Here is a 22,154-nt window from a genome sequence, read left to right on the forward strand (position 1 = left end):
TAAGAGCTTTCTAAATTAGAATTACAAAATTACTAATTCCACATATCATCTTCAAGGTTTCGAATCAATTCTTTGATTCTTTCACCTTCCATAAGTGATTTTAACTCATTGTTTTTAATGTATTCATCTACACGACGGTTTCCGTATACATTATCAGACTTATAAATAGTAGAACTAAATCTTCTTGAATTCAACAAATGGTCGAAGTTAATCGGATTCATTGGATTCTTAGGATTAAATGCATAATTCTGGAATAATACTTCACGAGCATCAGCAAAAAGAATCCAGAATAACTCTACATAATTCTCATTTGCTGACCCTTTAGTATATAAATCCGCAACTACTGGAGCAATACCCAATAATCTATATTTTAATTGTCCTTCATTTCTATCGAAATACCACATACCCATAATGTGATATTCTTTTACATCTGAAGCACGTAATTCAACCTTTTGAATGTACTCATCAGGAATAGCTTCTCCTGCGTTGTAATACTCAATACCAACATCAGTAGTATCAACCTTAACAAATGATGACTCAATGTCTTTTAAAGCTCTGTGTACTTTAAATTCACTATCGTCATAAACTTCTGTAATAGTCCCTGATTTAATACCATCAAGTAAAACTTGAAACAACGGTTTTCTACCATCACTATCATACTCGTCAATAGGGTATAAGTAAGCTTCGTTTGATTTTTCAGCTAAAGAAATATTTTCCCAAACCTTAATACCAAATAAGATATCACTTTCCTTAACATGTCCGTAAGGAATTGGTCCCTCAGCTGTGATTAAAATCTCTTCAATTGGTTTGATACCAATCTCACTGGCAGATTTTGCGTTCAAAATGTTTGTCTGCGCAAAACTTCCAATTGAAAACAATGAAAGAACTGCATATAGTGAAAAGTTTTTCAAATTCATATTCTTAATATTTATTCGTATAAAATTCGGCTAAATTAATTGATTTCGAAAGTACAAGGGGCTGTTTTTTTCAAAGCATAATTTCCTGCTCCTTCTAAACGTACCTTAATATCAGATATCACAACAACATCTCCTATTCTTGCTCTTCTAATCGCTGCTTTAGCTCTATCATTCATTCTATTACCAGCAACTACTACACTTGGTTCTCCTGGCACTTGAAGTACAAAACTTGTTACAGTTAAGTTCACATCAAAATCAAAATCATCAAGTTTAGCTCCTACAGTAACTATCTCTAAGTTTGACTTAGGTCCCTTAGCTGCATACTCTCCACGTACAGTTCCTCTTGGAGAAGGAATATCTTTAATACGGAAAACTTTGCTATCAGAAACTCTTTGTCCATCAGGTAAAGTTCCAGAAACATTAATAGATACTTCACGTCCTGCTTGAGGATTTAAGATGTACGCTCCAACTCTTCCAGCTTTAGATAAACCAGGAGCTGACGCTACAACCTTATCATCACTAATTCCAGCAAATGAAATAGTCAATGGGTTAGCAACACCACGATACACTACGTTCATTTTATCTGCAGAAATATTAGCAGAGTTAGGTTTTGGTACAACAACGTAATTTCCTTTAATTGGAATCTCCACTGGACTACCTTCTTCCATAAAAGTAAACAATCCTTTGATGTCGTGTTCTCCTACATTTCCTGTATTAAAGTTTAAGTTAACTTGACCTTCACTTAAAGACTTATTCAAGTCGATTGTCTGTCCGTTTACTGTAACTTTAGTAGGTACTGTTGATTTATCGTATCTACCTAATACTACTTTACCTTTGAATGCTTCACCTGCAAAATATGTAGACTTGTCAGAAATAACAAATGCTTCATAGTTACGCATTGACGCAGCTTGTGTAAGTGTATTACCTAACAAACTATTATAAATTTCATGCTCAATTACCTTTGCATCATTTTGCATTGTTGACAATTTTGTCAATGTCGCAATTGCAGGGAAACCTTGGAAATTATAATTCAAATATGGTTTAGTGATACCCTGACTATCTTTCACATCGTTAATATCAAATCTATTATCAAGATCAATAACGATTGGTTGAAACTTAGTATCAGCTAAAACAGTTTTAATATCAGTTTTATACTTTTCTATTGCATTGATAAAAGCTTGTCCTTCTTCAGAGTAATTATCCCCTGCGAACCAAGCAGCATCAATCAAATCTCCTTTATCCATACGCTCAGCTGGTAACTTACCATCAGCTGTTCTTTCTCCTTCAAAACCTTCAGTTATTCCAGATTTCAACTGATCAACGTATGCATAAAACTCCTTAGTAATACCAGAAACTTTCTTGGCAATTTCATAAGGCCCCTTAAAACGAGTTGGATCATCTGTTGCTTTTTCACCCAAACCATTCAACAATTCATCATTGCTTAGAATAGCAGCGCTATTAGCAGACTCAAACTTCTCGTTAACCATACCAAAAGCAGAAAGAACCTCCTTCGACATCTGAAGTGCCATCATTGCGATAAACACCAGATACATCAAGTTAATCATCTTCTGCCTTGGAGTCAATTTTTGTTTTGCCATTACCTTATAATATTTTTACGAATTATAAACTAATTAGCATTTCTATTTCCACCCATAGCAGAAAGCATTCCACCATAAACAGTATTAAGAGATGATAAGTTATTTGTTAATGCTTGCATTTGCTCTTTTAACTTAACGTTATTTTCTGCAACTGCTTGATTGATCTCTGCATTTTTACTTGCACTGTCTAATTGTACTTTATACATCGCGTTTAATGACTCTAACTGTTTGGCAGCTAAATTCATTTCTTCAGCATATTTCTTAGTAGAAGCAACAGAATCTACAGCAGGTCCCATTTCTCTTGAAGCAGCTTCAAAATTGCGAATGCTTGTACCTAAACTTTTCATTAACTCACCATCAATCTTAGCTTCTTTCAACATATCATCTAATTTCTTAGAAAGTGATACTTCAGTAGCTTCAGGATTTACTGCTTGAGTTTGTTCATTTTTAAATTTTCTTATTTCTTTTGACTCCCCTTCATTTAATTCTGGGAAAACTTTTGCCCAATCTAAATCGTCATCTACTGGTTCAAATGCAGAGATAGCAAAAATAAATGCCTCTACTAATAAACCTACAGTTAACATATTATTACCATTCAATGGACCAAACTCCATATGAGTAATTTTAAATAATGCACCAATGATTACAACTGACGCCCCCATTCCATAACAGAAGTTCATCACTTTTTTAGGTATTGCCATAGCTATTTTTTTCTTTTTTTTTATTTTTTCCCTTATAATTAACGAGCCATTCTTGCAGCATTCACTTTTGATAAAGAACCAGAAACAGATTGAACCGTTCTGAATCCAACATAACTTCTTGCTGAGTCAGCATATTCTTTATCACGTTTAGCAACTTGTAAGAAATAAGCAGGATCTCTCCATGAACCACCTCTAACTACTTTTAAAGGACTATCACTTCTTCTATTTCTTGGTTTTAAAGTTGACATATAATCATAGCTTGAAACATCATATGTAGAACTTGTCCACTCAGACACGTTACCAGCCATATTATATAAGTTATATCCGTTTGGAGGATATGCACGTACATCTGCAGTGTATAAAGCACCATCAGCGGCGTAATCATTTCTTGTAGGTTTAAAGTTTGCCATAAAACATCCTTTTTCATCTACAGTATAAGGACCTCCCCAAGGATACATAGCTCCTTCAAGACCTCCTCTTGCAGCATATTCCCACTCGCTTTCCATTGGTAAACGGTATTCTTGAATATCAACTGCTTGCTTATTTTGTTTTAAATGTGTGTTTTTATACATTGTTCTCCAAGCAGCAAATGCTTTAGCTTGGTGCCAATTCACACCTACAACAGGATACTCTCCAAAAGCTTCGTGCCAAAAATAATCGTTGTGCATTGGCTCATTATAAGAGTACTTAAATTCTTTAATCCAACGTGTAGTATCAGGATAAATTAATAAATTCTCTGTTTTAAGGTGTCTTTGTCTTTTTCCTCTTGTGTCTGCAGAACGATCACTAATCGCAGCATCAACATCAATGTAAGTATATTTAAACTTTAATTTAGACACATCAAAAGTAGTTAATCCATTATATGTATCTCTTGCAGAAATATATAATGAATCCATTACCTCAACATAATGCTCGTCTGGATATCTATTAACATCATTTACCAAATTAACTTTCTTATTTAATAAACGACCTGCATAAATATCATCAGATGCTTGTAAGCTATAGTAGTTTTCATACATATATCTTTGGTAAGCAGTCATCTTATCTAAATTTTCTTCTGCATCAACAAATGCATAAGCACCTATTCCTCCAGATTCTTTTGTCATCCCCATTTCATCTGCAGCAATTGCTAATTTTGTACGAATGATAGAATCTTTTACCCAGTTAACAAATTTTCTATATTGATTATTAGACACTTCTGTCTCATCCATATAGAACGAACCAACAGTTACTGTTTTTATAGGAGCATCTTGAACACCCAAGATATCTTCATTTGCTTGTCCCATTGTAAATGTTCCCCCAGGAATTCTTGACATTCCTTGTGGTTTTTGAACATCCCATCTCTTTCCAGGATCTCCGCCTAACAATTCACCACGATCTCCAGTTCCACAACTGGCTAACAAGGTTAACATAGCTCCTAATGTAATGATCTTCTTCATATAATTTTAGGTTTTTTATATATTACTCTTAAAAAACTAATGAGTATTTCTTTTATTATTTTTCACAAAACAAAGCTAAAAATTAATTTAACTAAATTACTTAAAAAAGTTAAAATTTTAATTATAGCAAACTTTTTTTCAATGTACGCCACCATCTTTCGGGTACATTTTGACTTATAGCCAATTCATAATCTTCATAACTACAAGGTAACAATACCTTTCGCTCCGTATTATTAAAGAATACAGGTGCTTCTACCCACCATCTCTCTGATACATCACTTTTAAAGAAAATCAAATCATCATAACCTTCAACAGGCACAATGTATTTTAAGTAACTTTCTTTACTCACAAACGGGTATTCGTTAGATCTAAAATTTACACCTTCAACAAAATACCACAATATCTGTGCTATTAATAACGTCTCATTTTTGTTATTATTATAATTAAAAATACCAAAAGACGAAACTCTATCACTTAATCCTGAATAACGAGCTAAAGAACAAATCTCTTTTCCGTCGAATCCATTGGGATTAAAAAAATCAAAATTACCTGAATCACCTGATTTTACAACACCCATATCAATACTAATGATATCTGCATCTCTCAAAACAGGCTCTGCTAATTTTATATTCTTTGTTATCTCTCCTACTCTATATGCCTCAAAATATAAACTTTCTATCAAGTCGATTTCTTCTTGGGCATTAAAATAAGTCTGATATCCTATATTAGAAAAATTAAACAAATTAACAGGTTCTTCCATAATAATGCGAGACAAAAAACTCTCTGCAGGAAAACTTCCTTCTTTAGCTAAATCCAACTTGGCATCAATGGATACTAAGTTGACCATTTGCTCTAATTTGTCATATCCTCTATAAATAGCATAGGTCATATCTTGTGAACCTCCAATCACAATTGGAATAACACCATTTTTAACCAAGTCACCAACTAAGGTTTTTAATAAAAAATAAGTGTCTTGCAATTGTTCTCCAGGCAAAATATCACCTAAGTCAATCATATTTGTACTCCAGTTTCCAGGAAACAAAGCATAAAAGGCTTTTCTAATTTTAGATATATCAACAATATCATCATCGTTATTAAAACCACGATTATCTACTACTCCTATAATCGCAATTCGATATCTATTGTAGTTTTCAAAATTACCACCAGAAAAAAAAGTAATTTTCTTACCTAAAGATTGACTTGGCAATCCGTCAATATAGTTTATTAACTCATCTCCGATAGGTCTTAATAACTCATATAACATATTCTACTTCGTTTTGGTAGTTTTTGTTGTTGTTGCCTTTTTTGTCGTTGTTGCTTTTTTCGTAGCTGTTGTTTTTTTAGCAGCAGTTTTCTTCGCTGGTGTTTTCTTCGCTGGTGTTTTAGCCTCAATCATTGCTTTTACTTCATCTAACGTCAAAGCTGCAGCATCAACTTCCTTGCCTAATTCTATTTTTACTTTTCCTTTTAGAATCACCGAACGTCCCCAACGTGCTTTTTCAACGCGAATTCCTTCTTCTGCCCAATCATGTAAAACTTTTTCCTTCTCTTTTTTGATTTTATCCTCGATTAATTCGTTGATATCGTCATTTGAAAGATTGTCAAAATTATACTTCTTATTAACATTAATAAAAATACCATTCCACTTTAAGTAAGGACCAAAACGACCTACACCCTTTTGAACTGGCAATCCTTGGTAGCTTGCAATTGGAGCATCTGCTTGCTCTTTTTCTTTGATTAATTCAACTGCTCTTTCGTAAGTAACATCCAAAGGTTCTTCTCCTTTTGGCAATGAAATAAACACTTTACCAAATCGAACATACGGACCAAAACGCCCATTGTTCACCTCTACTTCCTCTTCTTTATACTGTCCTAAAACTTTAGGCAATAAGAAAAGAGTTAATGCCTCTTCTAAAGTAATTGTACCAATATTTTGGTCTGGTGCTAAACTTGCAAACTGTTTTTCCTCATCTTCAGGATCTCCAATTTGTGCAACTGGACCGAACTTAGCTAAACGAACTAATACCGTTTTTCCACTCACAGGGTGTATTCCTAAAATACGCTCTCCTGATTCACGTTCTGCATTTTCTTCTACATCTTTTACAGTTGGGTGGAAATGGTCATAAAATTCTTTCATCATTTTAGCCCAATCTTCATTCCCTGCAGCAATCTCATCAAAGTCTTGCTCTACTTTTGCTGTAAAGTTATAATCTAAAATAGTTTTGAAATTCTTTACTAAAAAATCGTTTACAATGATTCCGATATCAGTAGGTACTAACTTCCCTTTATCAGAACCTGTCTTTTCAACTAACTCTTTTTGCTTAATTTCTCCACCTCTTAATACCATCATTTTATAAGGACGCTCTTTTCCTTCTGTCTCTCCTTTTTCTACATAATTACGTGCCATAATCGTAGAGATTGTCGGTGCATAAGTAGATGGACGACCAATACCAAGCTCTTCTAACTTCTTAACTAAAGAAGCTTCTGTATAACGAGCAGCTGGCTTTGTAAAACGTTGTGTAGCAACCAAAGAATTTTGCTGTAAATACTCACCTACGCGTAATGCTGGTAAAATACCTTCTACTTCTTCATCTTCATCATCGTGTCCTTCTAAATATACTTTTAAGAATCCTTCAAAAAGTAATACCTCTCCTGAAGCAGCAAAATAATCTTTAAACTTATTTGCTTCAATTTTCACGTTTGTACGTTCTAATTTCGCATCACTCATTTGAGAAGCTAAAGTACGCTTCCAAATCAAATCGTATAATCTTGCTTGATCTCTATCTACTGGTGCAGTATGCAAAGCCATATTAGTAGGACGAATTGCTTCGTGGGCTTCTTGTGCTCCTTTACTTTTTGTAGTATAGGTACGAGGTTTTGAATACTCTGCTCCGTATGATTTAGTAATCTCAGCAGCAGCAGCACTCATTGCATCATTAGACAAGTTCACACTATCCGTTCTCATATAAGTGATTAATCCACTTTCATATAAGCGCTGTGCTAACATCATTGTTTGTCCTACTGAATAATGCAATTTTCTTGCTGCCTCTTGTTGTAACGTAGACGTTGTAAAGGGAGCCGCTGGAGATTTTTTAGCTGGTTTAGTCTCTAAATCTCCTACTCTATATTCTGCTCCAATATTTAGAGCTAAAAAGTCGTGTGCTTCTTTTTCTGTTGCAAAGTTCTTAGGTAACTTTGCTTTTAACACCTTTCCTTCTGCTGTTTTAAACTCGGCAGAAATGTGGTAAGATGAATTCACATTGAATTCATTAATATCGCGTTCGCGTTCTACTATCAACCTTACAGCTACAGACTGAACCCTACCTGCTGATAAACCTCCTTTTACTTTTTTCCATAAAACAGGAGATAATTCATACCCAACAAGTCTATCAAGTACACGTCTTGCTTGTTGTGCATTTACTAAATTATAATCAATTTGTCTCGGATTATCAATTGCTTTTAAAATAGCCGTCTTGGTAATCTCATGAAAAACAATACGTTTTGTATTCTCATTCTTCAAATTTAGCTCCTCTGCTAAGTGCCATGCAATAGCTTCTCCCTCACGGTCCTCATCGGATGCTAACCAAACCATCTCTGCTCTCTTTGCAAGATCTTTTAGTTTTTTAACTACCGCCTTCTTATCACTTGAAACCTCATACTTCGGTTTAAAGTTATTATCTACATCTACTCCTATCTCTTTTGACGGTAAATCAGCTATGTGTCCATAACTTGACTCAACTTGGTAATCTTGTCCTAAAAATTTTTCAATGGTTTTTGCCTTTGCAGGTGACTCAACAATCACTAAATTCTTTGCCATACTTCATTATTTTGTAGAGCAAAAATATATGATTTTTTTGAATATATCTGCTCTCTCCTTTATTAATAGTCCTTTTAAGTAATATGCGCGCATACTAATTTCGGTATAACTTGATCATTTTGCTATAAATACCCCAACTTTACACGGAGATATAAACAAATTTAATATTTTTCTAAACAAACAAAGTAAATCTTATAAATTTCAACTATATCCTAAAAAGTTCTAAATTTCAATATTTATCTCTCTTTTTCAATCTTAAATAACACTCACATCCTTAAAACGACAATTATTTATCCCCTTTATATAAAGGTACAATATTCTTGTATATTAACATAGCTCTCTTTTGTTCTAAATATTATCCTTAATTTTACTTTCTGTATAAGATATCCATTAATACTTTACCTTAAAAACACAATCTCTTAAAACGTAGTTTTTAATAAAAATGAACCACTTCTTCTCTTTACAAAAGAAGAGAATTCCTTTACTACAGATAACCACTTAGAATAGGTTTAATCAGACCTCGTTCCAGTCAAATTCGACACTAATTCGACACTCCTTCGGAAAAAGGCCCTGTTTTCCGAAGGAATCTGGTACTTGTCTCGAAGTTATCTCGAACATAATACAATAGAAACTCCTACAACTCACTTTGTAAACGCTTCTTTAACGAAAAAATCACTTACTAAATAAACTTCAAAACCTCTTAGAACACTTGTACTTAACGAAATCTCGCTTTAAAAGCACCTTATTTATATGTCAGCTATCACTCCTTTAAAATAGTGTCAAATATATAGCTGTCATCTTGTCAGTTATCTAAAAAAAAGTATCTTTGCCCCATATAAGTAAAACACCCTTAGAGCAATCTTATGGAAAAGGTAATTGACGAAAATAAACAAGGTACAAGCCTACAATTAGAGAAAAAAGAGAACAACGGTAAGAAGCTTTTTATTGAAAGCTATGGTTGTCAAATGAACTTTTCAGATAGTGAAATTGTAGCTTCAATCCTTTCTGAAGAAGGATATAATACAACAGATAATTTAGAAGAAGCGGATTTAGTGTTAGTAAACACTTGCTCAATTAGAGATAAGGCAGAACAAACTGTTCGTAAACGTCTTGATCAATACAACCGTATTAAAAAGAAAAACCCAGGAATGAAAGTTGGGGTTCTTGGTTGTATGGCTGAACGTTTAAAAAGTAAATTCTTAGAAGAGGAAAAAATTGTAGATATGGTTGTTGGACCAGATGCTTACAAAGATATTCCAAACTTACTAAGAGATGTAGAAGAAGGTAGAGACGCTATTAACGTTATTCTTTCTAAAGAAGAAACGTATGGTGATATTTCTCCTGTTCGTTTACAAAGTAATGGTGTTACCGCTTTTGTATCAATCACAAGAGGATGTGACAATATGTGTACATTCTGTGTTGTTCCTTTTACAAGAGGTAGAGAAAGAAGTCGTGACCCTCAAAGTATCTTAACGGAAATTAAAGACTTACAAGAAAGAGGCTTTAAAGAGATTACTCTTTTAGGTCAGAATGTTGATAGCTATTTATGGTATGGTGGTGGTCTTAAAAAAGACTTTGACAAAGCTACTGAAATGCAAAAGGCAACAGCAATGGACTTTGCTCAATTATTAGAGCAATGTGCGATTTCTTTCCCTAAAATGCGTTTTAGATTCTCAACGTCTAATCCACAAGATATGCACGAAGAGGTTCTTCACGTAATTGCAAAATACCACAATGTTTGTAAATACATTCACTTACCTGTGCAATCAGGAAGTACTCGTATTTTAGAAGAAATGAACCGTCAACATACAAGAGAAGAATATATTGCCTTGGTAGATAAGATTTACGAAATCATCCCTGGTATTTCTCTTTCTCAAGATATGATTACAGGTTTCCCTACTGAGACAGAAGAGGATCATAAAGATACTTTGTCACTAATGGAACACGTAAGATATGACTTCGGTTTTATGTTTGCTTATTCTGAAAGACCAGGCACACTTGCAGCAAGAAAATTAGAAGATGATGTACCTGAAGAGGTTAAAAAACGTCGCCTTTCAGAAATTATTGCTGTTCAAAATAAAATCAGCTTGGAAAGAACACAACGTTTTGTTGGTCAAACTGTAGAGGTCTTGATTGAAAAAACATCTAAGCGTTCTGAACAAGAATGGTCTGGAAGAAACTCTCAAAATACTACTGCTGTTTTCCCTAAAGAAAACTATAAAGTAGGAGATTTTGTAATGGTAGAAGTTACTGATTGTACTTCTGCTACATTAATTGGAAAAGCTGTAGGATATTCTCCTATGCAAGAATAGTTTATTATAATTATCACGTCAAACGATGGAAAACCTTCAAGTTATAAAACAACGCTTCGAAATTATCGGAAACGATATTAAGCTAAACCGTGCGTTAGAAAAGGCTATTCAAGTAGCTCCTACTGACATTTCGGTTTTAGTGACAGGAGAAAGCGGGGTTGGTAAAGAGAGTATCCCTAAAATCATACATTCATTATCACACAGAAAACACGGTAAATATATTGCCGTAAACTGTGGAGCTATTCCAGAAGGTACAATTGACAGTGAATTATTCGGACATGAAAAAGGTGCTTTTACGGGAGCTATTGGCTCTCGTGAAGGTTACTTTGAAGAAGCTGATGGAGGAACTATTTTTTTAGATGAAGTTGGAGAGTTACCTCTAACAACACAGGTAAGATTATTACGTGTACTTGAAAATGGTGAATTTATTAAAGTTGGTTCTTCTAAAGTTCAAAAATCTGACATCCGTATTATCGCTGCTACGAATGTTAACATGATGGAAGCTATTGACAAGGGAAAATTTAGAGAAGATTTGTATTACCGTTTAAGTACGGTAGAAATAAACCTTCCTCCTCTTCGCGAAAGAGGTGAAGATATTCATCTAATCTTTAGAAAATTTGCTTCTGACTTCTCGCATAAATATAAAATGCCTCCTATCAAACTTGAACCGGAAGCTGCTAATTATTTAATGAGATACCGCTGGGACGGAAATATTCGTCAATTGCGAAATGTAGCTGAACAAATATCTGTATTGGAGACAAATAGAATTATTACGCTACCTGTTCTTCAAACTTATCTACCGAATCACGACAGACAATTACCGTCTTTAGTGAATACTAAAAAAGCAGATTCTGATTTTAGTAGTGAAAGAGAAATTTTGTATAAAGTACTTTTTGATATGAAAGGAGATCTTACGGATCTTAAAAAACTAACTTTGGAGTTATTACAGAACGACAAGGGACAAGTTCAAGAATCAAATAAGAATTTAATTCAACGTATCTACGGCCAAAAAAATAATGAAATTCAAGATATACAAACAGCTCCTACGAGCAGTTTTAATATCTTACCAATGGAGAATCATCAAACACAAAACAATTCTTTTCATGAACATGTTGATGATGATGAAGACGACAACAATTATCTTTTAGCTGAAACGGTAGAGGATATTCCTTTAAATTTAGTTGATCAAGAGTTAGAGTTGATTAAAAAAGCATTGGAAAGAAACAAAGGTAAAAGAAAAGCTGCCGCAGAAGAACTGGGAATCTCTGAAAGAACACTATATAGAAAAATCAAGCAATACAACCTATAATTATGAAAATCAAATACTTATTTTCTATTTTACTATGTTCTATAGTACTTCATAGTTGTAAATATTATAACTTTACTGGTACTGGTAAAATAGATGCTAATACGTTTCAGGTTAATACGTTTCAGAATAATGCAAGTTTAGTAGAACCGGGAATTGACAGAACATTTACAATGGCGTTGCAAGATTTGATTCAGAATCAAACAAGCTTAAGCTTAACTAATAATGATGGTGATCTAATCTATGAAGGTGAAATTGTAGATTACAGAATTAGCCCAATGACTGCAACAGCAGATCAAAGAGCTGCACAAAACCGTTTGTATATTGCAATCAATGTTCGTTTCTTTAACAAGAATAAACCAGAGGATGACTTCGAAAAAAGATTCTCTTTCTACTATGACTATGATGCTAACGTTCAATTAATGGGCGCAAGTTTAAGTACTGCTCTTGATGCTATTTATGAAAGAATAACACAAGACGTATTCAATGAATCTTTAGCTAAGTGGTAATTTAAAAATTTTAGAACTCGTGAATTTAGATAACTTAGATATATTGTTGCACAAGCCTGAAAGCATTGCTGCTAATGACGCAAGTGAACTAAAAGATATACTTCACGACTACCCTTATTTTCAGTCGGTAAGAAGTTTATATCTTAAAAGTCTCTTTTTGCAAAAAAGTAGTGATTACAATCAAGCGCTAAAAAAAACAGCTGCATATACCTTAGACCGGGATATACTTTTTGAGTTTATCATTTCACCTGATTTTGTTAGTTATAAGCCTATTGATCTACTAAGTGAAATAGCTGATATACCACAAGAAGAAACAGAAGATCAAAGTATAGAAGAGGAAGTATTACCAAATACTCCTAAAGAAACTTCTACGGCTATTAAAAGCTTACTTCAATCAATAACACTTCTTGAAAACGAAAAGGAGGAAGAACAAGAGAGTGTACAAGTAGAAGAACAACAGTTGATAGAGGAAAATATTATAGACGAGACAACTTGTATAGAAACACCAGAACAGTCTGAAGTGATAGAAATACAGGAAAATATTGATGAAAAAGAGAATCATCAAAAATTAGAAGAAAAATTAGAAATAGGAAAACCACTTGCTTTCTCTGAGAGTGAGAAATTCTCATTCCAAGAGTGGTTGCAATTAGCCAAAGTTAAGCCTATTGATAGAGAAAAAGAGGATGTTTTAACAGATCCTGAGGTAATAATTGATACCGATAAGCAAAAAAAATTAGATTTAATAGATAAATTTATCGAAACAAATCCTAAAATTTTGCCAACAAAAAAACCTACCTCAGCCCCTGTAAACATTGAGAACTCAGTACAAGAGAACAATAGTTTAATGACTGAAACATTAGCAAAGATTTACTTAGAGCAAAAAAAATATCAAAAAGCAATACAAGCTTATGAGATATTAATTTTGAAATATCCAGAAAAAAGTAGTTTCTTTGCAGACCAAATATTAGATATAAAAGCGTTACAACAACATAATAGTTAATCACCATGAACACATTTACAATATTTTTAGTATTAATCGCCATTGTATGTTTTTTACTTATCGTAGTAATTATGGTACAGAATCCAAAAGGAGGAGGTTTAGATTCATCTTTCGGAGGATCTACAGTAGTTGGTGGTGTTAAAAATACAAACGATTTCTTAGATAAAAGTACTTGGACTTTAGGTGCAGTATTAATTATCTTAATTTTATTATCTACTACTAGTTTTAGTGGAGGTGCTACAGGAGATTCTAAATTATTAGATCCAAATGCAGTTACAGCGCCATTAGCGCCAATCTCTCAAGAGAACGAAACACCGGCTGAACAACCAGTGACACCTACTCAAGAGACTGAAACTCAAGAATAATAATTACATATTATTTATATATTAAAAATGCCAGCTGTCAAGCTGGCATTTTTTTTTGCTAAGAGTGTCACTTTTTTGCTTTGGCATACTTTATGACTATTTGTTATCTGTATTAATTAAAAATAATTAAATTCAATTTATAAACTATAAGACTATGGCATTAAACATTAAACCACTTGCAGACAGAGTTCTTATTGAACCTCTACCAGCAGAAACTAAAACTGCTTCAGGTATATTCATTCCAGACACAGCAAAAGAAAAACCTCAAAGAGGTATTGTAGTTGCAGCAGGAAACGGAACTAAAGATCACGAGATGACTGTAAAAGTAGGCGATACTGTTCTTTATGGGAAATATGCTGGAACGGAATTAAAGTTTGAAGGTAAAGATTACCTTATCATGCGTGAAGACGACATTCTTGCAATTGTTTAAAAAATTGAATCATTAACAACTAAATCAGAAATTTTAAAATGGCAAAAGATATTAAATTCGACATAGCTGCACGTGAAGGTTTGAAACGTGGAGTTGACGCTTTAGCAAATGCAGTTAAAGTAACATTAGGTCCTAAAGGAAGAAACGTAATTATTGGAAAATCTTTTGGTGCTCCAACAGTTACTAAAGATGGTGTTTCTGTAGCTAAAGAAGTTGAGTTAGAAGATACTTTAGAAAACATGGGGGCGCAAATGGTAAAAGAAGTTGCGTCTAAAACAAATGACTTAGCTGGTGATGGTACTACTACTGCTACTGTTTTAGCTCAAGCTATCGTTAAAGAAGGTCTTAAAAACGTTGCTGCTGGTGCTAATCCAATGGATTTAAAACGTGGTATCGATAAAGCTGTTGAAATTATCGTTGAAGAGTTAAAAAAACAAGCACAAGAAGTTGGTGGGTCTATGGACAAAATCAAACAAGTTGCTTCTATCTCTGCTAATAATGATGATTTTATCGGTGAATTAATTGCTCAAGCTTTTGAAAAAGTAGGAAAAGAAGGTGTTATCACTGTTGAAGAAGCTAAAGGAACTGAAACATTCGTTGACGTTGTTGAAGGTATGCAGTTTGATAGAGGTTACTTATCTCCTTACTTTGTGACTAATTCTGAAAAAATGGAGGTAGAATTAGATTCTCCTTACATCTTATTATATGACAAAAAAGTTTCTTCTTTAAAAGAACTTTTACCTGTATTAGAACCAGTTGCTCAATCTGGTAAACCTTTATTAATTATCGCTGAAGATGTTGATGGTGAAGCATTATCTACTTTAGTAGTTAATAAATTAAGAGGTGCTTTAAAAATTGCTGCTGTTAAAGCTCCTGGTTTTGGAGATAGAAGAAAAGCAATGTTAGAAGATATCGCTATCTTAACTGGTGGTGTGGTTATCTCTGAAGAGCAAGGATATACTTTAGAAAACACTACTTTAGAAATGCTTGGTACTTGTAAACGTGTAAGCATTGATAAAGACAACACAACTATTGTTAGTGGAAGTGGTGAAGCTGATATGATCAAAAACAGAGTAAACCAGATTAAAGCGCAAATGGAAGCTACTACTTCTGACTATGACAGAGAGAAGTTACAAGAGCGTTTAGCTAAATTAGCTGGTGGTGTTGCTGTTCTTTATGTTGGTGCTGCTTCTGAAGTAGAAATGAAAGAGAAAAAAGATAGAGTTGATGATGCATTACACGCAACAAGAGCTGCTGTTGAAGAAGGTATCGTTGCTGGTGGTGGTGTTGCTTTATTAAGAGCTAAAGAGGCTTTAGTGAATATTAAAGCTGAAAACGCTGACGAAGAAACAGGTATCCAAATCGTAGCAAAAGCAATTGAAGCTCCTTTGAGAACTATTGTTGAAAATGCTGGATCTGAAGGATCTGTTATTGTTGCTAAAGTATTAGAAGGTAAAGATAACTTCGGATACAATGCTAAAACAAACGAATACGTTGATATGTTACAAGCTGGGGTTATTGATCCTAAGAAAGTAACAAGAGTTGCATTAGAAAATGCTGCTTCTGTTTCTGGAATGATTTTGATCACTGAGTGTGCATTAGTTGAAATAAAAGACGAAAGTGCTGCTGCTATGCCAATGGGCGGAGGTATGCCTGGAATGATGTAATAAACATCTCGTCTGAAAAAACAAAGGGGTTGTCTTATTGGACAACCCCTTTGTTTTTCAATGTTTTTTTTATCTGTATAAGAAACTTTATACAAAAAGAAAGGCTGCTCTATCGTGATAGAACAGCCTTTTTTATATTTATAAAAGGAATACTATTTAGTAATCTCTTTTAATTCTGCTATTGTTGCTGTAGGATTCTCTGATTTAAATACGAAACTTCCTGCTACTAATGCGTCTGCTCCAGCATCTACTAAAGCTTTTGCATTTTTGCTTGTTACTCCTCCATCAATTTCAATGATTGTAGAAGCTCCTTTTGCCTCAATCATTACTTTTACCTTGCGTACCTTATCATAAGTGTTTTCAATAAAACTTTGTCCTCCAAAACCAGGATTAACACTCATAATCAACACTAAGTCTAAATCTTGTATTACATCTTCTAATACATTTACATTCGTATGTGGATTTAACGCCACTCCTGCCTTCATTCCTTCAGCTTTTATAGCTTGAATTGTTCTGTGTAAATGTGTACACGCTTCATAGTGCACTGTCAAGATATCAGTTCCTAAATCTTTAAATGTTTTGATATAACGATCAGGATCAACAATCATTAAATGTACGTCTAATGTTTTTTTAGCGTGTTTATTAATAGCATCTAAAACAGGCATCCCATAAGAAATATTAGGAACAAATACTCCATCCATAATATCAATATGAAACCAATCTGCCTCACTATTATTAATCATTTCAACGTCGCGTTGTAAATTTCCAAAATCAGCCGCTAATACAGACGGCGCAATAATTGTGTTTTTCATTATATTGTGTTGTTTGTACAAAGATAAAAAAAAACCTAACAGCACACGCCATTAGGTTTTCTTATGTTGTTTTCAATTACTCAGCGACAACAACTGTTGCTTCAAATAATTCAGAAAAATATTTTATAATCTTATTTCTTATTTCATCTTCATCTACGTAATCAACTCCAAGTTCAACATTCAAAGAAGTAACTCCTTTTCCTTTGATTCCACAAGGAATGATATTGTCAAAATAACCAAGGTCTGAATTTACATTTAATGCAAATCCGTGCATAGTTACCCAACGTGATGCTCTAACTCCCATTGCACATATTTTACGCGGAAATGGCGTTCCTACTCCAAGCCACACACCTGTTTCTCCTTCACTTCTACCTGCTTCAATTCCGTAATCCTTTAAAACTAAAATAATAGTCTCCTCTAATAAACGAAGGTATTTATGAATATCTGTAAAGAAGTTTTCTAAATCAATAATTGGGTATCCAACTATCTGACCTGGCCCGTGATAAGTAATATCTCCACCTCTATTAATTTTATAAAAAGTAGCTCCTTTTGCTTTTAATTGCTCATCATTCAAAAGCATATTGTGAACATCTCCACTCTTTCCTAACGTATAAACGTGAGGGTGCTCTACAAAAATAAAATAGTTATCAGTAGGTTCTGTAGCTTCTTCTCTTCTATTCTTAACTTTTGTAGCTAATATAGATTGAAAAATCTCTTCTTGGTAGTCCCAAGTATCTTTATAATCCTTTTCGCCTAAATCAATAAGCTTAACTGTTTTGTTCATTTCACTAAATTCTTAGTTATTATATTTTGGATTGTTCAATATTACTAAAGCTCCAATTACACCAGGAACCCACCCCATCAGGGTTAATAGCAAAACAATCAATATAGACCCACATCCTTTATCATATACAGCTAAAGGTGGTAAAAAAATCGATAATAATACGCGCCAAAAACTCATTTCTAATTGATTAAAAGTTATACAAATTTCGTGATTTTTTATCACATAAAGTCATCTGCCCCAAAATTTGATTGCTTGTTTCTTTAAAACAAGCATTTAAAAGCAAAATAATGCGTTTTAAGACTCTTAGTAATTGTCGCATTTTCAAAGATTGGCTATATTTGCCTTTTAAAATTAATTCACAATTATTATGCAACTTTCAGAACAAGAAATCATAAGAAGAGAAAAGCTGAGTAAATTACAAGAGCTTGGTGTAAATCCCTATCCTGCAAACCTATTCCCTGTGGATCATACGTCTAAGCAGATAAAGAACGATTTTGAAGAAGGTAAGAAGGTAGTTGTGGCTGGAAGACTTATGTCTTCAAGAATTCAAGGAAAGGCTTCTTTTGCTACTATTCAAGATAGTGAAGGAAAAATCCAATTGTACATTAACAGAGATGAACTTTGTCCTGGAGAAGATAAAACTTTATATAACGAGATTTATAAAAAGTTAATCGACTTAGGTGATATTATAGGAATTGAAGGAGAGTTATTCACTACGCAAGTTGGTGAAAAAACAGTACGTGTTAAAAACTTATCTTTATTAAGTAAGTCTTTACGCCCTCTTCCTCTTCCAAAAACAGATGCTGAAGGAAATACTTTCGATGCTTTTACTGATCCAGAATTGCGTTACAGAATGCGTTATGTTGATTTAGTGGTTAATCCATTAAACAAAGATATTTTCGTAAAACGTACTAAATTATTTAGTGCAATGCGTAATTTCTTTAACGATTCTGGTTATATGGAAGTAGAAACTCCTGTATTACAGTCTATCCCTGGTGGAGCTGCTGCTCGTCCATTTATTACACACCACAATGCTTTAGATATTCCATTATACTTGAGAATTGCTAATGAATTGTACTTAAAACGTTTAATCGTTGGTGGTTTTGACGGAGTTTACGAATTCTCTAAAAACTTCCGTAATGAAGGTATGGACAGAACGCACAACCCAGAGTTTACTGCAATGGAAATTTACGTTGCTTATAAAGACTATAACTGGATGATGGACTTCACTGAACGTTTATTAGAACATTGTGCTATTGCTGTTAATGGTACGACAGAAGCTACTTTCGGAGAACATGCTATCAACTTTAAAGCTCCTTACAAACGTATCACAATGGCAGACTCTATTAAAGAGTTTACAGGTTTTGATATCACAGGTAAATCAGAAGACGAAATTCGTCAAGCTGCTTTAGGTATGGGTATTCCTGTTGATGAAACTATGGGGAAAGGAAAACTTATTGATGAAATCTTTGGTGAGAAATGTGAGGGTAACTACATCCAACCTACTTTCATTACTGATTATCCAAAAGAGATGTCTCCTTTAACTAAAGCTCATAGAGATAATCCTGAGCTTACTGAGCGTTTCGAATTAATGGTTTGTGGTAAAGAGATTGCTAATGCTTACTCTGAGTTAAATGATCCTATCGATCAAAGAGAGCGTTTTGAAGCACAAATGGACTTAGCTGATCGTGGAGATGATGAAGCTATGTTTATTGACCAAGACTTCTTACGTGCATTAGAATATGGTATGCCTCCTACATCTGGTTTAGGTATTGGTATGGACAGATTAATTATGTTCTTAACTAATAACGCATCTATCCAAGAAGTTCTTTTCTTCCCTCAAATGAGACCAGAGAAAACTGCTCCTACTGTAGAGTTAACAGATGAAGAAAAAATCATTGTTCAAATTCTTGAGAATAATGAAAACAAAGTAGAAATTGCTTCTCTTAAAGAGCAAGCTGCTTTAAGTGGTAAGAAATGGGATAAGGCAATGAAAGGTCTTGCTGCTCATAACTTAACAAAAGTAGTTACTGAAGATGACAAAAAATTCGTAGTGTACCAACACTAATCAAATACAAACAAAGGGGCTTTAAAGCCCCTTTGTTATTTTTATATCTCTTTATAAATTCAAATTATTGATAAACTCAAAGTCCGTCAATGTTTGTAAAAATGCTATAATAGCTCTTTGTTCTTCTTTAGATAACAGTATCCCCACTTTTCCATTGTTACTTTTTAATAATGGATCTAAAGTTTCACTATCTTCTACTCCATTCACATAAAAATTAAGCACTTCATCAAGTGTTTCAAATCGCCCATCATGCATATAAGGAGCTGTAAGTGCAACATTGCGCAGCGAGCTTACTTTAAACTTGCCTATATCTTCTGGTTCTCCTGATACATCAACTCTTCCTTGATCTTGTAATACAGGATCCCATGGTAATCCATTGTTTCTAAAACTGCTATCTGAGAATAAATCGGTACTATGACAAGAAGCACAATTCTCTTTAAATAACGACAATCCCTTTTCTTCTAATACTGTTAAGTTACCACCAGCTTCTTTTCTAACGAACTTATCGTACTTAGAATTACTAGACACTAATAAAGTCATATACTGTGCTAATGCTTTCATCATACTCGTAGAAGTCATTTTAGTATCATTATATGCCTTAGCAAACATAGCAATGTATTCAGAATCTAAACGCAATTTCTGTAAAATGGTAGGCAATGTTTCACGCATTTCAACTTCATTGTGAATCGGTACAATTGGAACCATCTCTAAATTATTTGATGCACCATCATAAAAGTATTCTTCAAAAAAAGCCATATTCTGAATAGCTGGAGCATTCCTCTTTCCTATCAGTCCATCTATTCCAATACTTAATGCCTTGCCTGCATCTGAAAACGCAAGTTCTCTTATATGACAAGAGGCACATGATATTGTATTATCTTCTGACAAACGTACATCATGAAATAACTTTTTACCTAATTCAAATCTTGATTGTCGTAATTCGTTGTTTTTAAAAGTATATTTTAACGCGGGAAAATTACTTGGCTTTTCCCAATGTAAAATATCATTGTCTACTTCTATAAGTTCTTCATAATTATCTGATGAACAACTAATCAACAAAAAACCTCCTATTAAACTTAAAATAATCTTTTTCATAGAAATAAGTGAAGGGAAGACTGACTAATCTTCCCTTCTTGATAAAATCAAATAATCAACTATTCAGTAATTTTTACTTCTTTCACACTGAACATATTCACTGCATTCTCCATAATCTTTGGAGCACGCACTTTGTCCACCATGATATATTGTTTCTCTACTAAAGAAATTTTGTTTTTGTCATCTAACAACTTAGACACCTCTACATCTAACTCAACCGTTGCAGCATATTTATCACTTACTTTAACAACGTCTTTTGTTGTCAATACAACTTCTCTATAATTATCTAACTTACTTCCGTGACTACCAATGTGTAATTGGAAATCATCTGCTTCAGATCCAGCGCTTGTGAAGAAACCTTGGCAGTTAATAAATTTATACCCTGTAAGCCATCCCCAAATAAGGTTGTGTTCTCTACATAAATCCCAGAACTCTTGTTGATCTTCTAAACCTCTAAGATATTTTTCTTGGTCAACTCCCATACCAAATTTAATACCAGTATAACGCCCTGCAGGAACATCTTTAAGAACTACTTTAAAATCGTTAGATTCTGAATCTACAAAAAAGTAACTCTCATTTTTAGGATATGTAAACACTTCACCTTTATCATCTGTCAGCTGAAAATTACCAATGATGTATTTTAAAAATGTAATGTTTAACTCTTCCTTATTTCCATTTGATTTATAAAAAGTATCGTATTTCAAAGCTTCTCCAAACATTTTGTGATCAAAATTGAAAGTAACAGTATTCTTCCCTTCTAATACTTCAAGTTTTCTGTCTAATACTTCATCTGTTGCATCATCACTTGTACAAGAAGTTAAAGTAATTGAAGCGCATAAAAATAATGTGATATATGATAAAAATTTGTTCATTTTAATTGTATTTATAAGTTTAAAAAAGTCAATAGGTATCCTGTTCGATATACTCGAACTACCTTAAAAAGCTAATATTAAAACTTATACGATTGGAGGTTGTAATACAAATGAACTATATAAGTAGTTATACAAGTTTAAATAACCACTGTGTTCAAAATCCTTTTTAAAAGAATAATCAACGAAGTCAAACTCTGTTTTATAAGTAAAAACAGGAATAAAATCTAAAAGAACAGTTGCCTTTTCTAAATGAACTGGGGCTTTTGTTTCTAATGTTTTATCAAGTTCCTTCGCTAAGTGACACTTCCCGTTACACTCTAATTGTGGTTTATCCACATTCTCACATAAAACGGTTGATATATAATCATAATTGACCATATACTCCACTACCGGCATTACCGGACGGAATATAAATACGAGTACTATGATGATATATAATTTTTTCACGTGCCAAAAATATTT

General features: G+C 33.5%; 20 protein-coding genes. 8 read left to right on the top strand and 12 right to left on the bottom strand.

The window, feature by feature from the left end; genetic code table 11:
• Positions 1-32: 32 nt before the first annotated feature.
• From gldN to topA, 6 genes are all read right to left on the bottom strand, one after another.
• A complete protein-coding gene (gene gldN, locus GQS07_RS02555; protein WP_158209477.1) occupies positions 33-917 on the bottom strand; it encodes a gliding motility protein GldN in 885 nt (294 codons plus the stop codon).
• Positions 918-952: 35 nt separating this feature from the next.
• Complete coding sequence (gldM, locus tag GQS07_RS02560) at positions 953-2,515, bottom strand: gliding motility protein GldM (RefSeq protein ID WP_158209478.1); 1,563 nt, start codon at positions 2,513-2,515, stop codon at positions 953-955.
• 29 nt (positions 2,516-2,544) lie between these two features.
• A complete protein-coding gene (gene gldL, locus GQS07_RS02565; RefSeq protein ID WP_158209479.1) occupies positions 2,545-3,216 on the bottom strand; it encodes a gliding motility protein GldL in 672 nt (223 codons plus the stop codon).
• Between the two features lie 38 nt (positions 3,217-3,254).
• A complete protein-coding gene (gldK, locus tag GQS07_RS02570; protein ID WP_158209480.1) occupies positions 3,255-4,655 on the bottom strand; it encodes a gliding motility lipoprotein GldK in 1,401 nt (466 codons plus the stop codon).
• 121 nt (positions 4,656-4,776) lie between these two features.
• Complete coding sequence (locus tag GQS07_RS02575) at positions 4,777-5,919, bottom strand: formimidoylglutamase (protein ID WP_158209481.1); 1,143 nt, start codon at positions 5,917-5,919, stop codon at positions 4,777-4,779.
• 3 nt (positions 5,920-5,922) lie between these two features.
• Complete coding sequence (topA, locus tag GQS07_RS02580) at positions 5,923-8,472, bottom strand: type I DNA topoisomerase (RefSeq protein WP_158209482.1); 2,550 nt, start codon at positions 8,470-8,472, stop codon at positions 5,923-5,925.
• A gap of 863 nt (positions 8,473-9,335) precedes the next feature.
• Between topA and miaB the strand changes: the two genes are divergently transcribed.
• From miaB to groL, 7 genes are all read left to right on the top strand, one after another.
• Positions 9,336-10,784 (top strand): tRNA (N6-isopentenyl adenosine(37)-C2)-methylthiotransferase MiaB, encoded by a 1,449-nt coding sequence (gene miaB, locus GQS07_RS02585; RefSeq protein WP_158209483.1) that lies wholly within the window; start codon positions 9,336-9,338, stop codon positions 10,782-10,784.
• A gap of 25 nt (positions 10,785-10,809) precedes the next feature.
• Positions 10,810-12,093 (top strand): sigma-54 interaction domain-containing protein, encoded by a 1,284-nt coding sequence (locus GQS07_RS02590; protein WP_158209484.1) that lies wholly within the window; start codon positions 10,810-10,812, stop codon positions 12,091-12,093.
• A 2-nt stretch (positions 12,094-12,095) separates the two neighbouring features.
• Positions 12,096-12,599 carry an LptE family protein gene (locus GQS07_RS02595; protein ID WP_090405056.1) on the top strand — a complete coding sequence of 168 codons (504 nt, stop codon included), beginning with the start codon at positions 12,096-12,098 and terminating at the stop codon, positions 12,597-12,599.
• Positions 12,600-12,618: 19 nt separating this feature from the next.
• Entirely contained in the window at positions 12,619-13,599 is a 981-nt protein-coding gene (locus GQS07_RS02600) for a tetratricopeptide repeat protein (RefSeq protein ID WP_158209485.1), read from the top strand.
• A 5-nt stretch (positions 13,600-13,604) separates the two neighbouring features.
• On the top strand, positions 13,605-13,964 hold the full coding sequence (gene secG / locus GQS07_RS02605; RefSeq protein WP_158209486.1) for a preprotein translocase subunit SecG: 360 nt from the start codon (positions 13,605-13,607) through the stop codon (positions 13,962-13,964).
• Positions 13,965-14,118: 154 nt separating this feature from the next.
• Entirely contained in the window at positions 14,119-14,394 is a 276-nt protein-coding gene (gene groES, locus GQS07_RS02610) for a co-chaperone GroES (protein ID WP_090405051.1), read from the top strand.
• A gap of 38 nt (positions 14,395-14,432) precedes the next feature.
• Positions 14,433-16,061, top strand: coding sequence for a chaperonin GroEL (groL, locus tag GQS07_RS02615; RefSeq protein WP_158209487.1), 1,629 nt, complete (start codon positions 14,433-14,435; stop codon positions 16,059-16,061).
• 152 nt (positions 16,062-16,213) lie between these two features.
• Here groL and rpe read toward each other — a convergent pair whose 3' ends face one another.
• The 3 genes from rpe to GQS07_RS02630 all read right to left on the bottom strand — a co-directional run bounded on the left by rpe (position 16,214) and on the right by GQS07_RS02630 (position 17,834).
• On the bottom strand, positions 16,214-16,873 hold the full coding sequence (gene rpe / locus GQS07_RS02620; protein WP_158209488.1) for a ribulose-phosphate 3-epimerase: 660 nt from the start codon (positions 16,871-16,873) through the stop codon (positions 16,214-16,216).
• Positions 16,874-16,949: 76 nt separating this feature from the next.
• The gene (gene lipB, locus GQS07_RS02625; RefSeq protein WP_158209489.1) at positions 16,950-17,657 is read right to left on the bottom strand and encodes a lipoyl(octanoyl) transferase LipB; all 708 of its coding nucleotides are present in this window, start codon (positions 17,655-17,657) and stop codon (positions 16,950-16,952) included.
• Positions 17,658-17,669: 12 nt separating this feature from the next.
• The gene (locus GQS07_RS02630) at positions 17,670-17,834 is read right to left on the bottom strand and encodes a YqaE/Pmp3 family membrane protein (RefSeq protein WP_158209490.1); all 165 of its coding nucleotides are present in this window, start codon (positions 17,832-17,834) and stop codon (positions 17,670-17,672) included.
• A gap of 190 nt (positions 17,835-18,024) precedes the next feature.
• Between GQS07_RS02630 and lysS the strand changes: the two genes are divergently transcribed.
• Positions 18,025-19,725 (top strand): lysine--tRNA ligase, encoded by a 1,701-nt coding sequence (gene lysS / locus GQS07_RS02635; protein WP_158209491.1) that lies wholly within the window; start codon positions 18,025-18,027, stop codon positions 19,723-19,725.
• Positions 19,726-19,776: 51 nt separating this feature from the next.
• On the opposite strand, the gene GQS07_RS02640 is transcribed toward lysS, so the two are convergent.
• The 3 genes from GQS07_RS02640 to GQS07_RS02650 all read right to left on the bottom strand — a co-directional run bounded on the left by GQS07_RS02640 (position 19,777) and on the right by GQS07_RS02650 (position 22,139).
• Positions 19,777-20,820 (bottom strand): cytochrome-c peroxidase, encoded by a 1,044-nt coding sequence (locus GQS07_RS02640; protein ID WP_233269301.1) that lies wholly within the window; start codon positions 20,818-20,820, stop codon positions 19,777-19,779.
• 59 nt (positions 20,821-20,879) lie between these two features.
• Positions 20,880-21,692, bottom strand: a complete 813-nt coding sequence (locus GQS07_RS02645) for an MbnP family protein (protein ID WP_158209492.1) — start codon at positions 21,690-21,692, stop codon at positions 20,880-20,882.
• Positions 21,693-21,776: 84 nt separating this feature from the next.
• Complete coding sequence (locus GQS07_RS02650; RefSeq protein WP_158209493.1) at positions 21,777-22,139, bottom strand: hypothetical protein; 363 nt, start codon at positions 22,137-22,139, stop codon at positions 21,777-21,779.
• Between the last annotated feature and the right edge of the window lie 15 nt (positions 22,140-22,154).

It is taken from the genome of Myroides phaeus (assembly GCF_009799805.1).
GTDB lineage: Bacteria > Bacteroidota > Bacteroidia > Flavobacteriales > Flavobacteriaceae > Flavobacterium > Flavobacterium phaeum_A.